Source organism: Labrenzia sp. 011 (assembly GCF_003075075.1).
Lineage (GTDB): Bacteria > Pseudomonadota > Alphaproteobacteria > Rhizobiales > Stappiaceae > Roseibium.
In genome coordinates, this window is the sequence record NZ_QCYM01000013.1 from 14,089 (window position 1) to 31,368 (window position 17,280).

Consider the following 17,280-nt stretch of genomic DNA (forward strand, 5'->3'; position numbering starts at 1 on the left):
ATCGCGCCGGTTTGCGAATCCGGCGCAGGGGCCTTTGAACGGCAAGGCGATTCCCGCCGGGAGATGTCGGCGGGGAATCAATGAATCCGGCCGCGAAATAAAATTACAAAATACCCGCCCTGTTGTTGCGATAAGTTGGCCTTTCCGGCGGAAATAGGCTTCAAAACAGGGTGACAAGACCGGCTTTGCCGGAAATGCGGTTTTTTCGATAAATCGCTTGACGCAATGGGTGCATATGGGTAGTTTCCGCGCATCCCAAGGGCAGGCGGTAAGAGTGAACCGTCCAGCGCGACCTTAAGCGCAGGACCCAATCCTTTTAAACGCTGCCGGGTTACATAGGCGAATAAGCGTCGATTGCATGACCGCGAGGTAACTCGTGGTCCTCTGGTTTTTCGCAGCGCCGGCCGCTCTTCGGAGCGCGCGGGCGCGATTCTGCATGTCTTGAAAGGGTCCGCTTTCAGGATGCAGGTCAGCGCAGGACTGCAGTTGCATACGAATTTTTGGATGGACAAGGTAAAGGGCAAAGAATGCCGACCATCAACCAGCTGATCCGCAAGCCGCGGAAAGATCCGCCGAAGCGGAACAAGGTGCCGGCCATGGAGGCCTGCCCCCAGAAGCGTGGTGTTTGCACCCGCGTTTACACGACGACGCCGAAGAAGCCGAACTCGGCTCTGCGTAAGGTGGCCAAGATCCGCCTGACCAACGGTTTCGAAGTCATCGGTTATATCCCGGGTGAAGGCCACAACCTTCAGGAACACTCGGTGGTCATGATCCGTGGCGGCCGCGTGAAGGATTTGCCGGGTGTGCGTTACCACATTATCCGTGGTGTGCTCGATACCCAGGGCGTCAAGGATCGTAAGCAGCGCCGTTCGAAATACGGCGCCAAGCGGCCGAAGTAAGGAGCACACAGATGTCCCGTCGTCACCGCGCTGAAAAACGCGAAATCAACCCGGATCCGAAGTTCGGGGATGTTGTCGTCACCAAGTTCATGAATTCGATCATGTACGACGGCAAGAAGTCCGCCGCCGAACGCATCGTCTACGGTGCCTTCGATGTCGTCGAAAACAAGGCGCGCGAAAACCCGATCGAGGTGTTTCACGCTGCTCTTGAGAACGTCATGCCGCAAGTGGAAGTGCGCTCCCGCCGTGTTGGTGGTGCAACCTACCAGGTGCCGGTCGAAGTTCGCACCGAGCGCCGTCAGGCGCTGGCGATCCGCTGGTTGATCACAGCTGCGCGCAACCGTAACGAAACCACAATGGTTGATCGTCTGTCCGGCGAGCTGCTCGATGCGGCCAACAACCGTGGTACTGCAGTGAAGAAGCGCGAAGACACGCACAGGATGGCCGATGCCAACCGCGCGTTCTCGCACTATCGCTGGTAATTTGTGACTTCGAAGGGCTGACGCAATGGCGCGCACGCATAATATCGAGGACTACCGCAACTTCGGCATCATGGCTCACATCGATGCAGGGAAGACCACCACGACGGAGCGGATCCTCTACTACACTGGTAAAAGCCACAAGATCGGTGAAGTCCATGACGGCGCAGCCACCATGGACTGGATGGAGCAGGAGCAGGAGCGTGGCATCACGATCACCTCTGCTGCGACGACCGCTTTCTGGAAAGAAAAGCGTCTGAACATCATCGACACCCCGGGCCACGTCGACTTCACTATTGAAGTTGAACGTTCCCTGCGTGTGCTCGATGGCGCTGTCGCTCTTCTGGATGCGAACGCCGGTGTGGAGCCGCAGACCGAGACTGTCTGGCGTCAGGCCGACAAGTATCACGTTCCGCGGATGATCTTCGTCAACAAGATGGACAAGCTCGGCGCCGATTTCGATCGCTGCGTCAAGATGATCAAGGAACGCCTCGGTGCGATCCCGCTTGTGATGCAGATCCCGGTTGGTGCCGAAAACGAATTCCAGGGTTGTATCGACCTTCTGAAAATGAAGGCGCTCATCTGGCAGGCCGAAAACCTCGGCGCCGCATGGGACGAAGTCGATATCCCGGCCGATCTTGCGGACCGCGCACAGGAAATGCGTGATCTTCTCATCGAGACCGCCGTGGAAGCCGACGAAGCGTCCATGGAAGCCTATCTGGAAGGCGAGGAGCCTTCCTTCGAGAAGCTCCAGGAGATCATCCGCAAGGGCACGATCAACAACGAGTTCGTTCCCGTCTTCTGCGGTTCCGCCTTCAAGAACAAGGGCGTCCAGCCGCTTCTTGATGCGGTTGTTGATTATCTGCCGAACCCGATCGAAGTTCCGTCGATCAAGGGTGTCGACCCGAAGACCGAAGAAGAAGTCGAACGCGTTTCTTCCGATGACGAGCCGCTCAGCCTTCTGGCCTTCAAGATCGCCAACGATCCGTTCGTCGGTTCGCTGACCTTCTGCCGGATCTATTCCGGTGTGCTGAACAAGGGCATGTCCCTGCTCAACACGGTCAAGGACAAGCGCGAGCGTGTCGGCCGGATGATGCAGATGCATTCCAACTCCCGCGAAGACATCGAAGTCGCCTATGCTGGTGACATCGTTGCCATCGCAGGTCTCAAGGACACCACGACCGGCGACACCCTGTGTGATCCGCTGAAGCCGGTGATCCTGGAACGCATGGAATTCCCCGAGCCGGTCATCGAGATCGCCGTGGAGCCGAAGACCAAGGGTGACCAGGAAAAGATGGGCCTTGCCCTGAACCGCCTGGCTGCCGAAGATCCGTCCTTCCGCGTGAAGACAGACGAAGAATCCGGTCAGACCATCATCGCCGGCATGGGCGAGCTGCATCTGGACATCATCGTCGACCGCATGAAGCGCGAATTCAAGGTCGAGGCCAACATCGGTGCGCCGCAGGTGGCCTACCGCGAGACCATCACCAAGGTCGCCGAAGTGGATTACACCCACAAGAAGCAGTCCGGTGGTTCCGGCCAGTTCGCACGCATCAAGCTCGTTATCGAGCCGGGTGAGTCGAACGAAGGCTTCGTCTTCGAAAGCAAGATTGTCGGCGGTAACGTTCCGAAGGAATATATCCCGGGTGTTGCCAAGGGTATCGAAAGTGTCATGTCCTCCGGTCCGATTGCCGGGTTCCCGATGCTCGATATCAAGGCGACCCTGATCGACGGTGCTTATCACGACGTCGACTCGTCGGTCCTGGCCTTCGAAATCGCCGGTCGTGCCGGTTTCCGCGAAGGCATTCAGAAGGCCGGCCCGAAACTGCTCGAGCCGATCATGAAGGTCGAGGTTGTCACCCCGGAAGACTACATGGGTGATGTGATTGGTGACCTGAATTCCCGCCGCGGCCAGATTGCTGGCACCGAAAACCGCGGTGTTGTCACGGTCATTACCGCCATGGTTCCGCTGGCCAACATGTTTGGTTACGTGAACAACCTGCGTTCCATGTCTCAGGGCCGCGCGCAATACTCGATGGTGTTCGATCACTACGAGCAGGTGCCGCAGGCTGTCGCCGAAGAGGTTCAGGCGAAATACGCCTGACCCCAACCTCTTGATGTCATAAAGAAATAGAGAAACGGAGTAATCCGATGGCGAAAGAAAAATTTGAGCGCACGAAGCCGCACGTTAACATTGGCACGATTGGCCACGTTGACCACGGCAAGACGACGCTGACAGCTGCAATCACCATGACGCTGGCTGAGACCGGCGGTGCGACAGCGAAAGCTTACGACGAGATCGACGGCGCGCCTGAAGAAAAGGCACGCGGTATCACGATCTCGACGGCCCATGTCGAGTACGAGACGGAAAACCGTCACTATGCTCACGTCGATTGCCCGGGTCACGCCGATTATGTGAAGAACATGATCACCGGCGCGGCGCAGATGGACGGCGGCATTCTTGTGGTGTCCGCAGCCGATGGCCCGATGCCGCAGACCCGCGAGCACATCCTGCTTGCCCGTCAGGTCGGCGTTCCGGCACTGGTCGTCTTCATGAACAAGGTTGACCAGGTCGACGACGAAGAGCTTCTCGAGCTCGTCGAAATGGAAATCCGCGAGCTTCTGTCTTCCTACGAGTTCCCGGGCGACGACATTCCGATCGTCAAGGGCTCCGCGCTGGCAGCCGTGGAAAATCGTGATCCGGCCATCGGCCGTGACGCGATCCGCGAGCTGATGGCTCAGGTCGACGCCTACATCCCGACCCCGGAGCGTCCGAAGGACCTTCCGTTCCTGATGCCGATCGAAGACGTGTTCTCGATCTCCGGCCGTGGCACGGTTGTCACCGGTCGTGTGGAGCGCGGCATCGTCAAGGTTGGCGAGGAAGTCGAGATCGTCGGCATCAAGGACACCACCAAGACGACGGTTACCGGCGTTGAGATGTTCCGCAAGCTGCTGGACAGCGGCGAAGCAGGCGACAACATCGGTGCGCTGATCCGTGGTGTTGCCCGTGAGGACGTCGAGCGCGGCCAGGTTCTTTGCAAGCCGGGTTCGGTTACGCCGCACACGAAGTTCAAGGCAGAGGCCTACATCCTGACGAAGGAAGAGGGCGGTCGTCATACACCGTTCTTTACCAACTACCGTCCGCAGTTCTACTTCCGCACGACGGATGTGACGGGTGTTGTTTCCCTGCCGGAAGGCACGGAAATGGTCATGCCGGGCGACAACGTGTCCGTTGACGTCGAACTGATCGTGCCGATCGCCATGGAAGAAGGCCTGCGCTTCGCTATCCGCGAAGGTGGTCGTACCGTCGGCGCCGGCGTCGTCGCATCCATCATCGAATAATCGACAGCCGGGCCTGCCGGTGATTTTGAATGAAACGCGGGCAGGCCCGCAGTCTTGTTGGGAACAATAACAATGAACGGTCAGAATATCCGGATCCGCCTGAAAGCGTTTGACCACCGTATTCTGGACGCCTCCACCAAGGAGATCGTCAATACGGCAAAGCGGACCGGTGCTCAGGTACGGGGTCCCGTACCGCTGCCGACGCGGATTGAGAAGTACACGGTGCTTCGCGGTCCGCATATCGATAAGAAAAGCCGGGATCAGTTCGAGATGCGTACGCATAAGCGCCTTCTCGATATCGTTGATCCGACGCCCCAGACGGTGGACGCGCTGATGAAGCTCGATCTTGCCGCTGGTGTCGACGTCGAGATCAAGCTCTAAAGCGGGTCAAAGGGGACACATCCATGCGTTCTGGAGTGATCGCTCAGAAAGTGGGCATGACCCGCATTTACAATGATGCGGGCGAGCATGTTCCGGTCACTGTTCTGCGGCTGGAAAATTGCCAGGTGGTTGCCCACCGGACTGACGAAAAAAATGGTTACACTGCGCTGCAGCTCGGCGCCGGTATCCGTAAAGTCAAGAATACACCGAAGGCCTTGCGCGGCCACTTTGCCGTCGCAAAAGTCGAACCGAAACGAACCGTCGCAGAGTTCCGCGTTTCCGCGGACAATCTGATCGACGTTGGCGCGGAACTGACCGCTGACCATTACGTCGAAGGCCAGTTCGTCGACGTGACGGGCACGTCCATCGGTAAAGGTTTTGCCGGTGCGATGAAGCGCCACAACTTCGGTGGTGGCCGTGCGACGCACGGTAACTCTGTCTCGCACCGTTCACACGGTTCCACCGGTCAGTGTCAGGACCCGGGCCGCGTGTTCAAGGGCAAGAAGATGGCCGGTCACATGGGCGACGCCCGCGTGACCACGCAGAACCTCAAGGTTGTGCGCACTGATGTTGAGCGTGGCCTGATCATGGTCGAGGGCTCTGTTCCGGGCGCCAAGGGCGGCTGGATCCTGGTCCGCGACGCGATCAAGAAGGCGCTGCCGGAAAATGTTCCGGTTCCGGGAGCCTTCAAGGCATCCGAAGCGACTGAAGCCGCCGGGAAGGAGAGTGAGTGATGGAACTCCAGGTCAAGACCCTCGAAGGCGGGGCGGCCGGTTCGATCACGGTGTCTGACGAGATCTTCGGTCTCGAGCCGCGCACCGATTTGATCCACCGTGTGGTGCGTTGGCAGCTGGCGAAACGCCAGGCCGGCACCCACAAGACGCTGGGCCGTTCCGAAGTTTCCGGCACGACGAAGAAATTCGTCCGCCAGAAGGGTTCGGGCGGTGCACGTCACGGCAACAAGAAGGCCCCGCAGTTCCGCGGTGGCGGCAGAGCATTCGGTCCGGTCGTTCGCGACCACGGCCATGAGCTGCCCAAGAAGGTTCGCGCCCTCGGCCTGAAGCATGCGCTGTCGGCGAAAGCCAAGGCGGACGGCATCGTCATCGTGGAAGACGCCAAGGCGGCGGAAGCGAAGACCAAGGCCCTGAAGGCTCAGCTCGAAAAGCTCGGCCTGACCAGTGCCCTGGTGATCGACGGTGCCGAAGTCGATACCAATTTCGCACTGGCATCGCGCAACATTCCGCATCTGGATGTGTTGCCGGTTCAGGGCATCAACGTCTACGACATCCTGCGGGCTCACACCCTGGTGTTGACCAAGGCAGCGGTGTCCGCACTTGAGGAGCGCTTCAAATGAGCAAACTTCCTCACTATGACAAGATCGTCGGCCCGGTAATCACCGAGAAGGCGACAATGGCTTCCGAAGAGAACAAGGTTGTCTTCAAAGTTGCCAATGATGCAACGAAGCCGGAAATCAAGGCCGCAGTCGAAGCGCTGTTCGGTGTCAAGGTCACGGCGGTGAACACCCTCGTCCGCAAGGGCAAGGTCAAGCGCTTCCGCGGACGTCTGGGCCGTCAGTCTGACTTCAAGAAGGCCGTCGTAACGCTGCAGGAAGGTCACGCAATCGACGTGACCACCGGGCTCTAAGACGGGGACTTAAGAAAAATGGCACTTAAGACATTCAACCCTACGTCCCCAGGCCGCCGTCAGCTGGTTCAAGTTGATCGCTCCGGTCTCTGGAAAGGCAAGCCGGTCAAGACCTTGACCGAAGGCCTGTCCAAATCCGGCGGACGCAACAACACCGGTCGTCTGACGTCTCCGAACCGCGGTGGCGGTCACAAGCGGTCCTACCGTCTTGTCGACTTCAAGCGGCGCAAATGGGACGTGCCGGCAACGGTCGAGCGCCTGGAATACGATCCGAACCGGACCGCATTCATCGCTCTGATCCGTTACGAGGACGGCGAACTCAGCTACATCCTGGCGCCGCAGCGCCTGGCTGTCGGAGATACCGTGGTTGCCGGCGAAAGCGTCGATGTGAAGCCGGGCAATGCCGCGCCTCTGTCGCGCATTCCGGTCGGCACGATCGTACACAACATCGAACTGAAGCCGGGCAAGGGCGCCCAAGTCGCCCGCTCCGCAGGCGCATTCGTTCAGATCGTTGGCCGTGATCAGGGCTACACCACGCTTCGCCTGATGTCAGGTGAGCAGCGCCGTGTGCTCGGTACCTGCATGGCAACCGTTGGCGCAGTGTCCAATCCGGACCATTCCAACGTGAACCTGGGTAAAGCAGGCCGCTCCCGCTGGCTTGGCATTCGTCCGCATACTCGCGGTGTTGCCATGAACCCGATCGACCACCCGCATGGTGGTGGTGAAGGCCGGACTTCCGGCGGACGTCATCCGGTTACTCCCTGGGGTAAACCGACCAAAGGCAAACGCACGCGGCGTAACAAGCAGACCGATAAGTTTATCGTCCGCAGCCGCCACGCGCGTAAGAAGTAAAGGACAAGGATCGTGGCACGTTCGATCTGGAAAGGTCCGTTTGTCGACGGGTATCTGCTGAAGAAGGCGGACAAGGTTCGTGAGTCCGGCCGGAACGAGGTCATCAAGACCTGGAGCCGCCGCTCAACGGTTCTCCCGCAGTTCGTAGGTTTGACCTTCGGCGTCTACAACGGTCAAAAGCACGTTCCGGTGCAGGTGTCTGAAGAGATGATTGGTCACAAGCTCGGTGAGTTCTCGCCGACCCGGACCTATTACGGACACGGCGCCGACAAGAAGGCGAAGAGGAAGTAACGATGGGCAAGCCGAAGCGTGAGCGGACGCTCGCTGACAACGAGGCCCGGGCAATGACCCGCATGCTGCGCGTTTCGCCGCGCAAGCTGAACCTCGTTGCGGCTTCGATCCGTGGTAAAAAAGTCGGTTCCGCGATTGCGGATCTGACATTCTCCCGCAAGCGCATCGCGCAGGACGTCAAGAAGACGCTGATGTCCGCAGTCGCCAACGCGGAAAACAACCATGACCTGGACATCGACAACCTTGTGGTTGCCGAGGCTCATGTTGGCAAGGCCTTTGTCATCAAGCGGTTCCAGGCCCGTGCACGCGGACGTGTCGGCCGGATCGAGAAGCCGTTCTCGAACCTGACCATCGTCGTTCGTGAAGCTGAGGAGATTGCCTGATGGGACACAAGACAAACCCGATCGGCATGCGCCTCGGGATCAACCGTACCTGGGATTCCCGCTGGTATGCGAACAAGAACGAATACGGCGATCTTCTTCATGAAGATTTCCGCATCCGTGAGTTCCTGCTGAAGGAACTGAAGCAGGCGGCTGTGTCCAAGGTGGTTATCGAGCGCCCGCACAAGAAGTGCCGCGTGGCCATTCACTCCGGTCGTCCGGGTGTGGTCATCGGCAAGAAGGGTGCCGATATCGAACGTCTTCGCAAGAAGATTGCCGATATCACGAATTCGGAAGTGCATCTCAACATCGTTGAAGTGCGCAAGCCGGAAATCGACGCGACCCTGGTTGCCGCTTCGATCGCTCAGCAGCTGGAACGCCGCGTTGCCTTCCGTCGTGCCATGAAGCGGGCCGTTCAGTCGGCCATGCGTCTTGGCGCCCAGGGCATCCGGATCAACTGCGGCGGCCGTCTCGGTGGCGCGGAAATCGCGCGTATCGAATGGTACCGTGAAGGCCGTGTGCCGCTTCACACCTTGCGTGCGGACATCGACTACGGTGTTGCAAGCGCTCACACGGCTTATGGCGTGTGCGGTGTGAAGGTCTGGATCTTCAAGGGTGAAATTCTGGAGCACGATCCGATGGCGTCTGAACGCCGGGCGACTGCTGCTTCCGAAGGACATCAGGGTGATCGCGGCGGACGCCGGGATCGGGGCCGCGAGCGCGCAGCTTAAGTCAAGCTGCCTGCCGCTCGTAAGAAAAGAAAGACGAGAGAAGAACGATGCTGCAACCGAAGCGCACAAAGTTCCGCAAGCAGCACAAAGGCCGCATCCACGGCTTGTCGAAGGGAGGCACCGACCTCAACTTCGGCGCATTCGGTCTGAAGGCTTTGGAGCCCGAACGTGTGACAGCACGTCAGATCGAAGCGGCCCGTCGTGCTATGACCCGTCACATGAAACGTGCAGGTCGTGTCTGGATCCGTATCTTCCCGGACGTCCCGGTTTCTTCGAAACCTGCCGAAGTCCGTATGGGTAAAGGTAAGGGATCCCCGGATTTCTGGGCTTGCCGCGTCAAGCCTGGCCGGATCATGTTTGAAATCGACGGTGTGCCGGAAGACATTGCGCGTGAAGCCATGCGTCTTGCCGCCGCCAAGCTGCCGATCAAGTGCCGGTTCGTTCAGCGTATCGGCGAGTAGGCAGGCGAGGAGTTACAGCCATGAAGGCTTCCGATGTACGAGCCAAGACCCTGGACGAGCTCCGCAGTGAGCTTGAGGGCCTGAAGAAAGAGCAGTTCAACCTGCGCTTCCAGAAGGCCACGGGTCAGCTTGAAAATACTGCGCGTGTCCGGCAAATCCGCCGTGACATCGCGCGCATCCAGACGATCATGCGCGACAAGCGTGTGACGGCGAACGCGTAAGGAGACGGCAATGCCGAAGCGTATCCTGCAGGGCACCGTTGTCAGCGACGCCAATGACAAGACGGTGACGGTGAACGTGGAGCGCCGCTTCACGCACCCGCTTTTGAAGAAGACTGTGCGCCGGACGAAGAAGTACCGGGCGCATGACGAAACCAACCAGTACAAGGTTGGCGACTCTGTTCAGATCGAAGAGTGCGCGCCGATCTCGAAAAACAAACGTTGGACCGTGGTCACCCAGTGATCGCGCTCCATTCAGTGAGCATCAGGCGCACGTGACCCGTGCGCCGCTAGAAGAACAAGGCAGCCAGTCATGATTCAGATGCAAACAAACCTCGACGTCGCCGACAATTCCGGCGCCCGTCGTGTCATGTGCATCAAAGTGCTCGGCGGCTCCAAGCGCAAATACGCCTCTGTGGGAGACATTATCGTCGTCTCCGTCAAAGAGGCTATTCCGCGGGGGCGCGTCAAAAAGGGCGACGTGATGAAGGCTGTCGTCGTGCGCACGGCTAAGGATATCCGCCGTCCCGATGGCAGCGTGATCCGGTTCGACCGCAATGCGGCCGTGCTGGTCAACAACAACAAGGAGCCCGTCGGCACCCGTATCTTCGGACCGGTGCCGCGCGAACTCCGTGCAAAGAACCACATGAAGATCATTTCGCTCGCGCCGGAGGTGCTCTGATGGCTGCGAAAATCAAAAAAGGCGACACGGTGGTCGTATTGACCGGCCGTGACAAGGGCAAGTCCGGCGAAGTCGTTCAGGTTCTGACGTCCGACAACAAGGCGCTGGTACGGGGCATCAATATGGTCCGCCGTCACCAGAAGCAGACCCAGGCGCAGGAAGCCGGCATCGTGGCGAAGGAAGCTCCGATCCACATGTCCAACATCGCGCTCGCCGATCCGAAGGATGGCAAGGCGACCCGCGTCGGCTTCAAAGTTCAGGACGATGGCACCAAGGTTCGTGTGGCCAAGCGTTCGGGAGACCTGATCGATGGCTGAGACCACTTACGTGCCGCGTCTTAAGACGCATTACAATGAAGTCGTGCGCAAGCAGCTTCTTGAAAAGTTCCAGTACAAGAACGTCATGCAGGTTCCGCAGCTGGAAAAGATCGTCTTGAACATCGGTGTCGGTGAAGCCGTCGGCGATTCCAAGAAGGCCAAGACTGCTGCCGAGGATCTGGCGGCGATCGCCGGCCAGAAGCCGGTCATCACCAAGGCGAAGAAGTCCATCGCGACCTTCAAGGTCCGTGAAGGCATGCCGCTCGGTGTCAAGGTCACGCTGCGCAGCCAGCAGATGTTCGAGTTTCTCGATCGTCTGATCACCATCGCGCTGCCGCGCGTTCGTGACTTCAGGGGCCTGAACCCGAAGAGCTTCGACGGTCGTGGCAACTATGCCATGGGCATCAAGGAACACATCGTGTTCCCGGAAGTCGAATACGACAAGGTCGACCAGATCTGGGGCATGGACGTTATCGTTTGCACCACGGCGCCGACCGATGACGAAGCACGCGAGCTGCTGCGCGCGTTCAACTTCCCGTTCACGAAGTAACGGGCAAGGAAGGGATCGACGATGGCGAAGAAAAGCGCAATCGAGAAAAACAAGCGCCGCGAGAAGCTTGTGAAGAAATACGCAGAGAAGCGCGCTGCTCTGAAGGCAATGGCGAAAGATGAAAGCCTGTCCCTGGAAGAGCGGTACAACGCCCGTCTGAAGCTGGCAAAACTGCCGCGGAATTCCGCGCCGAACCGCGTTCGCAACCGTTGCGAAGTGTCCGGCCGTCCGCGCGGTTTTTATCGCAAGCTGAAGATGTCGCGTATTGCGCTTCGTGAACTGGGTTCCCTGGGCAAGATCCCGGGCCTGGTCAAGTCGAGCTGGTAAGGAGAAACTCCGATGGCAATTTCTGATCCGTTGGGGGATATGCTGACCCGGATTCGCAACGCTCAAATGCGTCGCAAGAACAAGGTCAGCTCACCAAATTCCAAATTGCGCGCGCACGTACTTGATGTGCTCGCCAAAGAGGGGTACATCCGTGGCTACACCACGGTTGAATACGAGGGCGGCAAGTCCGAGTTGGAAATCGAGCTGAAGTATTTCGATGGCGAGCCGGTCATCCGCACGATTGAGCGGGTTTCCAAGCCGGGCCGTCGCGTGTACTCGTCGGTGAGAAATATCCCGCATGTCTCCAATGGCCTGGGCGTGTCGATCATATCGACCCCGCGCGGCGTCATGAGCGACCATCAGGCGCGGGACGAAAACGTAGGTGGTGAGGTTCTTTGCCGCGTCTTCTGATGCGTCATCCTCGCTTTTGAAACAACGACAAGGTTGGTCAAATGTCTCGTATTGGCAAAAAGCCAGTCCCCGTGCCAAGCGGGGTAACGGCATCGATCGACGGTCAGACAGTTACGATCAAGGGCCCGAAAGGCGAAAAGTCTTTCATGCTCAACGATCTTGTTCTGGCCGAAATGACGGATGACGGTATCAGGATTGATCCGCGCAACAACACCAAGCCGGCCCGCTCCATGTGGGGCATGAGCCGGACGATGGTGGCGAATCTGATCACCGGCGTGACCGAGGGCTTCAAGAAAGACCTCGCCATGACCGGTGTCGGTTACCGCGCACAGATCCAGGGCAAGAATCTTCAGCTGGCGCTGGGTTTCTCGCACGACGTCATTTATCCGATCCCCGAGGGGATCGATATCGCGTGCCCGAAACCGACGGAAATCAGCATCTCCGGTACCGACAAACAGCGTGTCGGCCAGGTTGCTGCTGAAATTCGTGAATTCCGCCCGCCGGAGCCCTACAAGGGCAAAGGCGTTCGATATGCTGGCGAGTTCATCGTCCGCAAAGAAGGCAAGAAGAAGTAACGGACCAGGATCATGGCGAACAGCAAACAAGCTTTCGAGCGCCGCCGCGATCGCGTGCGCCGTTCGATCCGGAAAGCCGCAGGAGAACGTCCGCGTCTTTCCATCTTCCGCTCGTCGAAGCAGATCTACGCCCAGATCATTGACGACGCGAAGGGGCATACGATTGCCTCTGCTTCAACGATCGAAAAAGATCTCAAGGGCAACCTGAAAACGGGCGCCGACGTAGCTGCAGCTGCAGCCGTTGGCAAGCTTGTCGCCGAACGCGCAGTCGCGGCCGGTGTCAAGCAGGTCGTGTTCGACCGAGGCGGGTACATGTATCATGGGCGCGTCAAGGCGCTTGCTGATGCAGCTCGTGAAGGTGGACTTGAATTCTGACCAGCGCCCGCTGGCGCTCTTAAGAACGGAAGACGTATAATATGGCGAGACAGGAACATCGCGATCGCGACGAGCGAGACAGCGAATTCGTCGACAAGCTCGTTCACATCAACCGCGTTGCCAAGGTGGTCAAGGGTGGCCGTCGCTTCGGCTTCGCAGCCCTGGTTGTGGTTGGTGATCAGAAGGGCCGTGTCGGCTTCGGTCATGGCAAGGCACGTGAAGTGCCGGAAGCCATCCGGAAGGCAACAGAAGCTGCAAAGCGCACGATGATCCGTGTGCCGCTGCGCGAAGGCAGAACGCTGCACCACGACGTCGAAGGTCGTCATGGTGCCGGCAAGGTGCTGCTGCGGGCGGCTCCGGCCGGTACCGGGATCATCGCCGGTGGCCCGATGCGTGCCGTCTTCGAAACGCTCGGCGTTCAGGACGTTGTGGCCAAGTCGCTGGGGACATCCAACCCCTACAACATGGTTCGCGCGACGTTCGCTGCGCTGACCAAGGAAGACAGCCCGCGTTCGGTTGCTGCCCGCCGTGGCCTCAAGGTCTCTGTGTTGCAGTCCCGGCGTCGTGACAACAACGAAGAGGCGGCTCCGGCTGCCGCTGAGGCTTGAACTTAGCGGTTCCGGTTCCCAGCTGAAAGAGGGTAGGTTCCATGGCGAACACCGAAAAGACTGTCACGGTCGAACAGATCGGCAGCGCGTTGCGCCGTCCTAAGGACCAGCGCGCGACGCTTGTCGGCCTCGGCCTGAACAAGATGCACCGCCGTAAAACACTGAAGGACACTCCTGAAGTGCGCGGCATGATCAATAAGGTCCAGCATCTCGTTCGTGTTGTCGAAGACAACGCGTAACAACGGGGTGAGGAGAGAAAAACATGAAGCTCAACGAACTTCGTGACAACGAAGGTGCCGTGAAAGACCGCACCCGCGTTGGCCGCGGTATCGGTTCCGGCAAGGGCAAGACCGGCGGCCGTGGCGTCAAGGGTCAGAAGTCCCGTTCCGGCGTCGCGATCAAAGGCTTTGAAGGCGGTCAGATGCCGCTTCACCGCCGCCTGCCGAAGCGCGGGTTCACGAACATTTTTGCCAAGGACTACAGCACCGTGTCCGTCGGCCGTGTTCAAAAGGCCATCGATGCGGGCAAGCTCAATGCGTCCGAGACGGTCACCGTCGAAGCGCTCAAGGCTGCCGGTGTCGTCAAGCGGATCCGCGATGGCGTTCGTCTCGTTGCCAACGGTGAGCTCACCGCGGCAGTGACCTTTGAAGTTGCCGGTGCCTCCAAGGGCGCCATCGCAGCGATTGAAAAAGCGGGCGGCAAGGTTGCCGTTCTGGGAGCTCAGGCTTAACAGCCTGGGCTTTTCCCATTTTGTCAGCAAGTATCTGACCGGAGTAGGGCATGGCATCGGCCGCCGAGCAACTGGCGTCAAATCTCAATTTCTCAGCTTTCGCCAAGGCTGAAGAACTCAAAAAGCGCATCTGGTTCACACTGGGGGCGCTTTTGGTTTATCGACTGGGCACCTATATTCCGATGCCCGGTATCAATCCGGAGGCTTTCGCACAGGCCTTCAACCAGGCCCAGTCCGGCATCATCGGCATGTTCAACATGTTCTCCGGTGGTGCGGTTCAGCGCATGGCGATCTTCGCCCTCGGCATCATGCCGTATATTTCCGCGTCCATCATCATGCAGCTCATGACGACGGTTGTTCCGTCGCTCGAGCAGCTGAAGAAGGATGGTGAGCAGGGCCGGAAGGTCATCAACCAGTACACCCGCTACGGTACGGTGATTCTGGCGGCGTTCCAGGCATACGGCATTGCTGTCGGTCTGGAAGGGGCGGCGAGTGTCGTCACCGATCCGGGCTGGTTCTTCCGCGCTTCCACCGTCATCACGCTGGTGGGCGGAACCATGTTCCTGATGTGGCTGGGTGAGCAGATCACCTCGCGCGGCATCGGCAACGGCATTTCGCTGATCATTTTCGCCGGCATCGTGGCAGGTCTTCCGGCCGCCATCGTGCAGACGCTGGAACTGGGGCGTCAGGGGTCGCTTGCGACCTGGATCATCCTGCTGGTCATCGTTCTGGCCGTGGTCGTGATCGCCTTCATCGTGTTCATGGAACGGGCTCAGCGCAGGCTGCTGATCCAGTATCCGAAGCGGCAGATGGGCAACCAGATGATGCAGGGACAGACATCGTTCCTGCCTCTGAAGCTGAACACCGCCGGTGTGATTCCGCCGATCTTCGCCTCTTCGCTCCTGCTTGTGCCGGCAACGGTCGCCGGGTTCGGTCAGGGGTCGGGCAACGAGTGGCTGACCTATATCACCGCGGCGCTCGGCCACGGACAGCCCCTCTACATGATCTTTTACGCGGCCATGATCATCTTCTTCTGTTTCTTCTATACGGCCATCGTCTTCAATCCGAGCGATACAGCCGACAATCTGAAGAAGCATGGGGGCTTTATACCGGGGATCCGTCCGGGAGAACGGACCGCTCAGTATATCGACCATGTGCTGACACGCATCACCACCGTCGGCGCAATCTACATCACCATCGTTTGTCTATTACCCGAATTCCTCATATCGGCGACGGGCGTTCCGTTCTATTTCGGGGGGACCTCATTGTTGATTGTCGTGAGCGTGACAATGGATACCGTATCCCAAATCCAGGGCCACCTGCTTGCGCATCAATATGAGGGTCTGGTGAAAAAAGCGAAACTAAGTGGGAGGCGTCGATGAGGCTGATTCTGGTAGGACCGCCAGGAGCGGGGAAGGGGACACAGGCCGCGCGCCTTGTCGAGAAATACGGCATACCGCAACTCTCCACCGGAGACATGTTGCGTGCCGCCGTGGCCGCCCGGACCCCGATCGGCCTCAAGGCCAAGGAAGTCATGGATGCCGGTGGTCTCGTTTCCGATGAGATCGTCGTCGGCATTATTCGTGACCGGATCGGTGAAGACGACGCGAAGACGGGCTTCATTCTGGATGGCTTTCCGCGGACCATTGCCCAGGCGGAAGCGCTTGAGCAGATGCTTCAGGCGGGCGACCAGAAGATCGACGCTGTTATCGAACTGCGTGTCGACCAGTCCCGGCTTGTCGACCGGATCGTCAAACGGGCCGAAGAGGCCAAGAACGCCGGCCAGCCGGTGCGCAAGGATGACGATCCCGAAGTTTTCAAGCAGCGCCTCGAAGCTTACAACCGCGATACGGCAGTTGTGGTGCCTTATTACGAAAAGACGGGCCTGTTGTCGGTGATCGACGGAATGCAGTCCATTGACGATGTGGCGGCGTCCATAGATTCCGTGCTGCAAGGACTTGACGAAAAGGTTTAGAGTCGTTAAACGACGCGCTCTACCTTACAGTTTAGCCGGTTCCATGCCAATGGGACCGGCATTCTCTGTGCCGGGGCCGCCCCGGCATTTTCGTACCCCGCAAGGGCCGGACTCCACCGGACGCGGGTTTTTTCTCTCTGCGGCTGGGCCTTGCGGCTGCCGCTCAACATGGAGACGAACGTGGCACGTATTGCTGGCGTTAACATCCCGACGAACAAGCGCGTGGTTATCGCGCTTCAGTATATTCATGGCATTGGCAAGAAGTTCGCTCAGGAAATCATTGAGAAGAACAACATCGATGCCGCTCGCCGCGTCAATGAACTTTCCGATGCGGAAGTTCTCTCGATCCGGGAAACGATCGACCGCGATTACATGGTTGAAGGTGACCTTCGCCGTGACACCGCAATGAACATCAAGCGTCTGATGGACCTCGGTTGCTACCGTGGTCTGCGTCACCGCCGCGGCCTTCCGGTTCGCGGTCAGCGCACCCATACGAACGCCCGTACCCGCAAAGGTCCGGCGAAGCCGATCGCAGGCAAGAAGAAATAATCAGTACACGGCGATTGGTGGTGGAGCTGCCGGCATTACGGCAGTGAAGAGATCAAGACAAGGACAAGAAAATGGCTAAAGAAACGACGCGCGTGCGTCGCCGCGAACGCAAGAACATTTCTTCCGGCGTTGCGCATGTGAACTCCACGTTCAACAACACGATGATCACGATTACCGATGCGCAGGGCAACACGATCTCGTGGTCGTCCGCCGGTGCTCTCGGTTTCAAGGGCTCGCGCAAGTCCACGCCGTATGCAGCCCAGGTTGCCGCGGAAGACGCTGCAAAGAAAGCCGCCGAACACGGTATGCGTACGCTGGAAGTCGAGGTTCGTGGTCCCGGTTCGGGGCGTGAGTCCGCACTGCGTGCCCTGCAGGCCGCCGGTTTCCTCATCACGTCGATCCGCGACGTGACGCCGATTCCGCACAATGGCTGCCGTCCGCGCAAGCGCCGCCGCGTCTAAGGCTTCCCGCTTTAGTTACTTGTTTCTCCAAATGGCAAAGAA

29 protein-coding genes are annotated in these 17,280 nt (G+C 59.0%); all 29 read left to right on the top strand.

The genetic code is table 11. From position 1 onward, the window contains the following. Positions 1-527 precede the first annotated feature (527 nt). The 29 genes from rpsL (at position 528) to rpsK (ending at position 17,238) form a co-directional block, all read left to right on the top strand. A complete protein-coding gene (gene rpsL, locus DCO57_RS14385; protein ID WP_006936459.1) occupies positions 528-899 on the top strand; it encodes a 30S ribosomal protein S12 in 372 nt (123 codons plus the stop codon). Between the two features lie 11 nt (positions 900-910). Then, the gene (rpsG, locus tag DCO57_RS14390; RefSeq protein ID WP_068419973.1) at positions 911-1,381 is read left to right on the top strand and encodes a 30S ribosomal protein S7; all 471 of its coding nucleotides are present in this window, start codon (positions 911-913) and stop codon (positions 1,379-1,381) included. Between the two features lie 25 nt (positions 1,382-1,406). Then, positions 1,407-3,482, top strand: a complete 2,076-nt coding sequence (gene fusA, locus DCO57_RS14395) for an elongation factor G (RefSeq protein WP_116699612.1) — start codon at positions 1,407-1,409, stop codon at positions 3,480-3,482. A 47-nt stretch (positions 3,483-3,529) separates the two neighbouring features. Further along, the gene (gene tuf / locus DCO57_RS14400; RefSeq protein WP_116699613.1) at positions 3,530-4,720 is read left to right on the top strand and encodes an elongation factor Tu; all 1,191 of its coding nucleotides are present in this window, start codon (positions 3,530-3,532) and stop codon (positions 4,718-4,720) included. Between the two features lie 72 nt (positions 4,721-4,792). After that, complete coding sequence (rpsJ, locus tag DCO57_RS14405; protein ID WP_006936455.1) at positions 4,793-5,101, top strand: 30S ribosomal protein S10; 309 nt, start codon at positions 4,793-4,795, stop codon at positions 5,099-5,101. A gap of 23 nt (positions 5,102-5,124) precedes the next feature. Further along, complete coding sequence (gene rplC / locus DCO57_RS14410; protein WP_116699614.1) at positions 5,125-5,835, top strand: 50S ribosomal protein L3; 711 nt, start codon at positions 5,125-5,127, stop codon at positions 5,833-5,835. Then, positions 5,835-6,455: a 50S ribosomal protein L4 gene (rplD, locus tag DCO57_RS14415; RefSeq protein ID WP_116699615.1), complete on the top strand. Its 621-nt coding sequence runs from the start codon at positions 5,835-5,837 to the stop codon at positions 6,453-6,455. Before rplC ends, rplD begins: the two co-directional genes overlap by 1 nt. Next, positions 6,452-6,745 (top strand): 50S ribosomal protein L23, encoded by a 294-nt coding sequence (locus DCO57_RS14420; protein WP_068416180.1) that lies wholly within the window; start codon positions 6,452-6,454, stop codon positions 6,743-6,745. The genes rplD and DCO57_RS14420 overlap by 4 nt, the downstream gene beginning before the upstream one ends. Before the next feature lie 18 nt (positions 6,746-6,763). Continuing rightward, entirely contained in the window at positions 6,764-7,597 is an 834-nt protein-coding gene (gene rplB, locus DCO57_RS14425) for a 50S ribosomal protein L2 (RefSeq protein ID WP_116699616.1), read from the top strand. Positions 7,598-7,609: 12 nt separating this feature from the next. Next, positions 7,610-7,888, top strand: a complete 279-nt coding sequence (rpsS, locus tag DCO57_RS14430; protein WP_116699617.1) for a 30S ribosomal protein S19 — start codon at positions 7,610-7,612, stop codon at positions 7,886-7,888. A gap of 2 nt (positions 7,889-7,890) precedes the next feature. Continuing rightward, positions 7,891-8,271 carry a 50S ribosomal protein L22 gene (gene rplV / locus DCO57_RS14435; RefSeq protein WP_116699618.1) on the top strand — a complete coding sequence of 127 codons (381 nt, stop codon included), beginning with the start codon at positions 7,891-7,893 and terminating at the stop codon, positions 8,269-8,271. Next, positions 8,271-8,999: a 30S ribosomal protein S3 gene (gene rpsC / locus DCO57_RS14440; protein WP_116699619.1), complete on the top strand. Its 729-nt coding sequence runs from the start codon at positions 8,271-8,273 to the stop codon at positions 8,997-8,999. The genes rplV and rpsC overlap by 1 nt, the downstream gene beginning before the upstream one ends. 47 nt (positions 9,000-9,046) lie before the next feature. After that, on the top strand, positions 9,047-9,460 hold the full coding sequence (rplP, locus tag DCO57_RS14445; protein ID WP_103222488.1) for a 50S ribosomal protein L16: 414 nt from the start codon (positions 9,047-9,049) through the stop codon (positions 9,458-9,460). A 20-nt stretch (positions 9,461-9,480) separates the two neighbouring features. Next, positions 9,481-9,681, top strand: coding sequence for a 50S ribosomal protein L29 (rpmC, locus tag DCO57_RS14450; RefSeq protein ID WP_116699620.1), 201 nt, complete (start codon positions 9,481-9,483; stop codon positions 9,679-9,681). A gap of 10 nt (positions 9,682-9,691) precedes the next feature. Next, complete coding sequence (gene rpsQ, locus DCO57_RS14455) at positions 9,692-9,922, top strand: 30S ribosomal protein S17 (protein WP_116699621.1); 231 nt, start codon at positions 9,692-9,694, stop codon at positions 9,920-9,922. A 69-nt stretch (positions 9,923-9,991) separates the two neighbouring features. Further along, positions 9,992-10,360, top strand: coding sequence for a 50S ribosomal protein L14 (rplN, locus tag DCO57_RS14460; RefSeq protein ID WP_116699622.1), 369 nt, complete (start codon positions 9,992-9,994; stop codon positions 10,358-10,360). Then, on the top strand, positions 10,360-10,677 hold the full coding sequence (rplX, locus tag DCO57_RS14465; RefSeq protein WP_116699623.1) for a 50S ribosomal protein L24: 318 nt from the start codon (positions 10,360-10,362) through the stop codon (positions 10,675-10,677). The genes rplN and rplX overlap by 1 nt, the downstream gene beginning before the upstream one ends. After that, positions 10,670-11,227, top strand: a complete 558-nt coding sequence (rplE, locus tag DCO57_RS14470) for a 50S ribosomal protein L5 (RefSeq protein WP_116699624.1) — start codon at positions 10,670-10,672, stop codon at positions 11,225-11,227. Before rplX ends, rplE begins: the two co-directional genes overlap by 8 nt. Before the next feature lie 21 nt (positions 11,228-11,248). Next, on the top strand, positions 11,249-11,554 hold the full coding sequence (rpsN, locus tag DCO57_RS14475) for a 30S ribosomal protein S14 (protein WP_116699625.1): 306 nt from the start codon (positions 11,249-11,251) through the stop codon (positions 11,552-11,554). Between the two features lie 12 nt (positions 11,555-11,566). Further along, the gene (gene rpsH / locus DCO57_RS14480; RefSeq protein WP_068416152.1) at positions 11,567-11,965 is read left to right on the top strand and encodes a 30S ribosomal protein S8; all 399 of its coding nucleotides are present in this window, start codon (positions 11,567-11,569) and stop codon (positions 11,963-11,965) included. A gap of 41 nt (positions 11,966-12,006) precedes the next feature. Next, positions 12,007-12,540, top strand: coding sequence for a 50S ribosomal protein L6 (gene rplF / locus DCO57_RS14485; RefSeq protein WP_068416150.1), 534 nt, complete (start codon positions 12,007-12,009; stop codon positions 12,538-12,540). Between the two features lie 12 nt (positions 12,541-12,552). Next, positions 12,553-12,915, top strand: a complete 363-nt coding sequence (rplR, locus tag DCO57_RS14490; RefSeq protein ID WP_116699626.1) for a 50S ribosomal protein L18 — start codon at positions 12,553-12,555, stop codon at positions 12,913-12,915. Positions 12,916-12,956: 41 nt separating this feature from the next. Further along, on the top strand, positions 12,957-13,523 hold the full coding sequence (rpsE, locus tag DCO57_RS14495; RefSeq protein WP_103222481.1) for a 30S ribosomal protein S5: 567 nt from the start codon (positions 12,957-12,959) through the stop codon (positions 13,521-13,523). A 41-nt stretch (positions 13,524-13,564) separates the two neighbouring features. Further along, positions 13,565-13,762, top strand: coding sequence for a 50S ribosomal protein L30 (gene rpmD / locus DCO57_RS14500; RefSeq protein WP_116699627.1), 198 nt, complete (start codon positions 13,565-13,567; stop codon positions 13,760-13,762). Positions 13,763-13,785: 23 nt separating this feature from the next. Beyond that, positions 13,786-14,253, top strand: a complete 468-nt coding sequence (rplO, locus tag DCO57_RS14505; RefSeq protein ID WP_116699628.1) for a 50S ribosomal protein L15 — start codon at positions 13,786-13,788, stop codon at positions 14,251-14,253. Between the two features lie 50 nt (positions 14,254-14,303). Beyond that, positions 14,304-15,635 carry a preprotein translocase subunit SecY gene (gene secY, locus DCO57_RS14510; RefSeq protein ID WP_116699629.1) on the top strand — a complete coding sequence of 444 codons (1,332 nt, stop codon included), beginning with the start codon at positions 14,304-14,306 and terminating at the stop codon, positions 15,633-15,635. After that, positions 15,632-16,228 carry an adenylate kinase gene (locus DCO57_RS14515; RefSeq protein WP_116699630.1) on the top strand — a complete coding sequence of 199 codons (597 nt, stop codon included), beginning with the start codon at positions 15,632-15,634 and terminating at the stop codon, positions 16,226-16,228. The genes secY and DCO57_RS14515 overlap by 4 nt, the downstream gene beginning before the upstream one ends. 180 nt (positions 16,229-16,408) lie before the next feature. After that, entirely contained in the window at positions 16,409-16,777 is a 369-nt protein-coding gene (gene rpsM / locus DCO57_RS14520; protein ID WP_116699726.1) for a 30S ribosomal protein S13, read from the top strand. Positions 16,778-16,848: 71 nt separating this feature from the next. After that, positions 16,849-17,238, top strand: coding sequence for a 30S ribosomal protein S11 (gene rpsK, locus DCO57_RS14525; RefSeq protein ID WP_068416131.1), 390 nt, complete (start codon positions 16,849-16,851; stop codon positions 17,236-17,238). Positions 17,239-17,280: the final 42 nt, after the last annotated feature.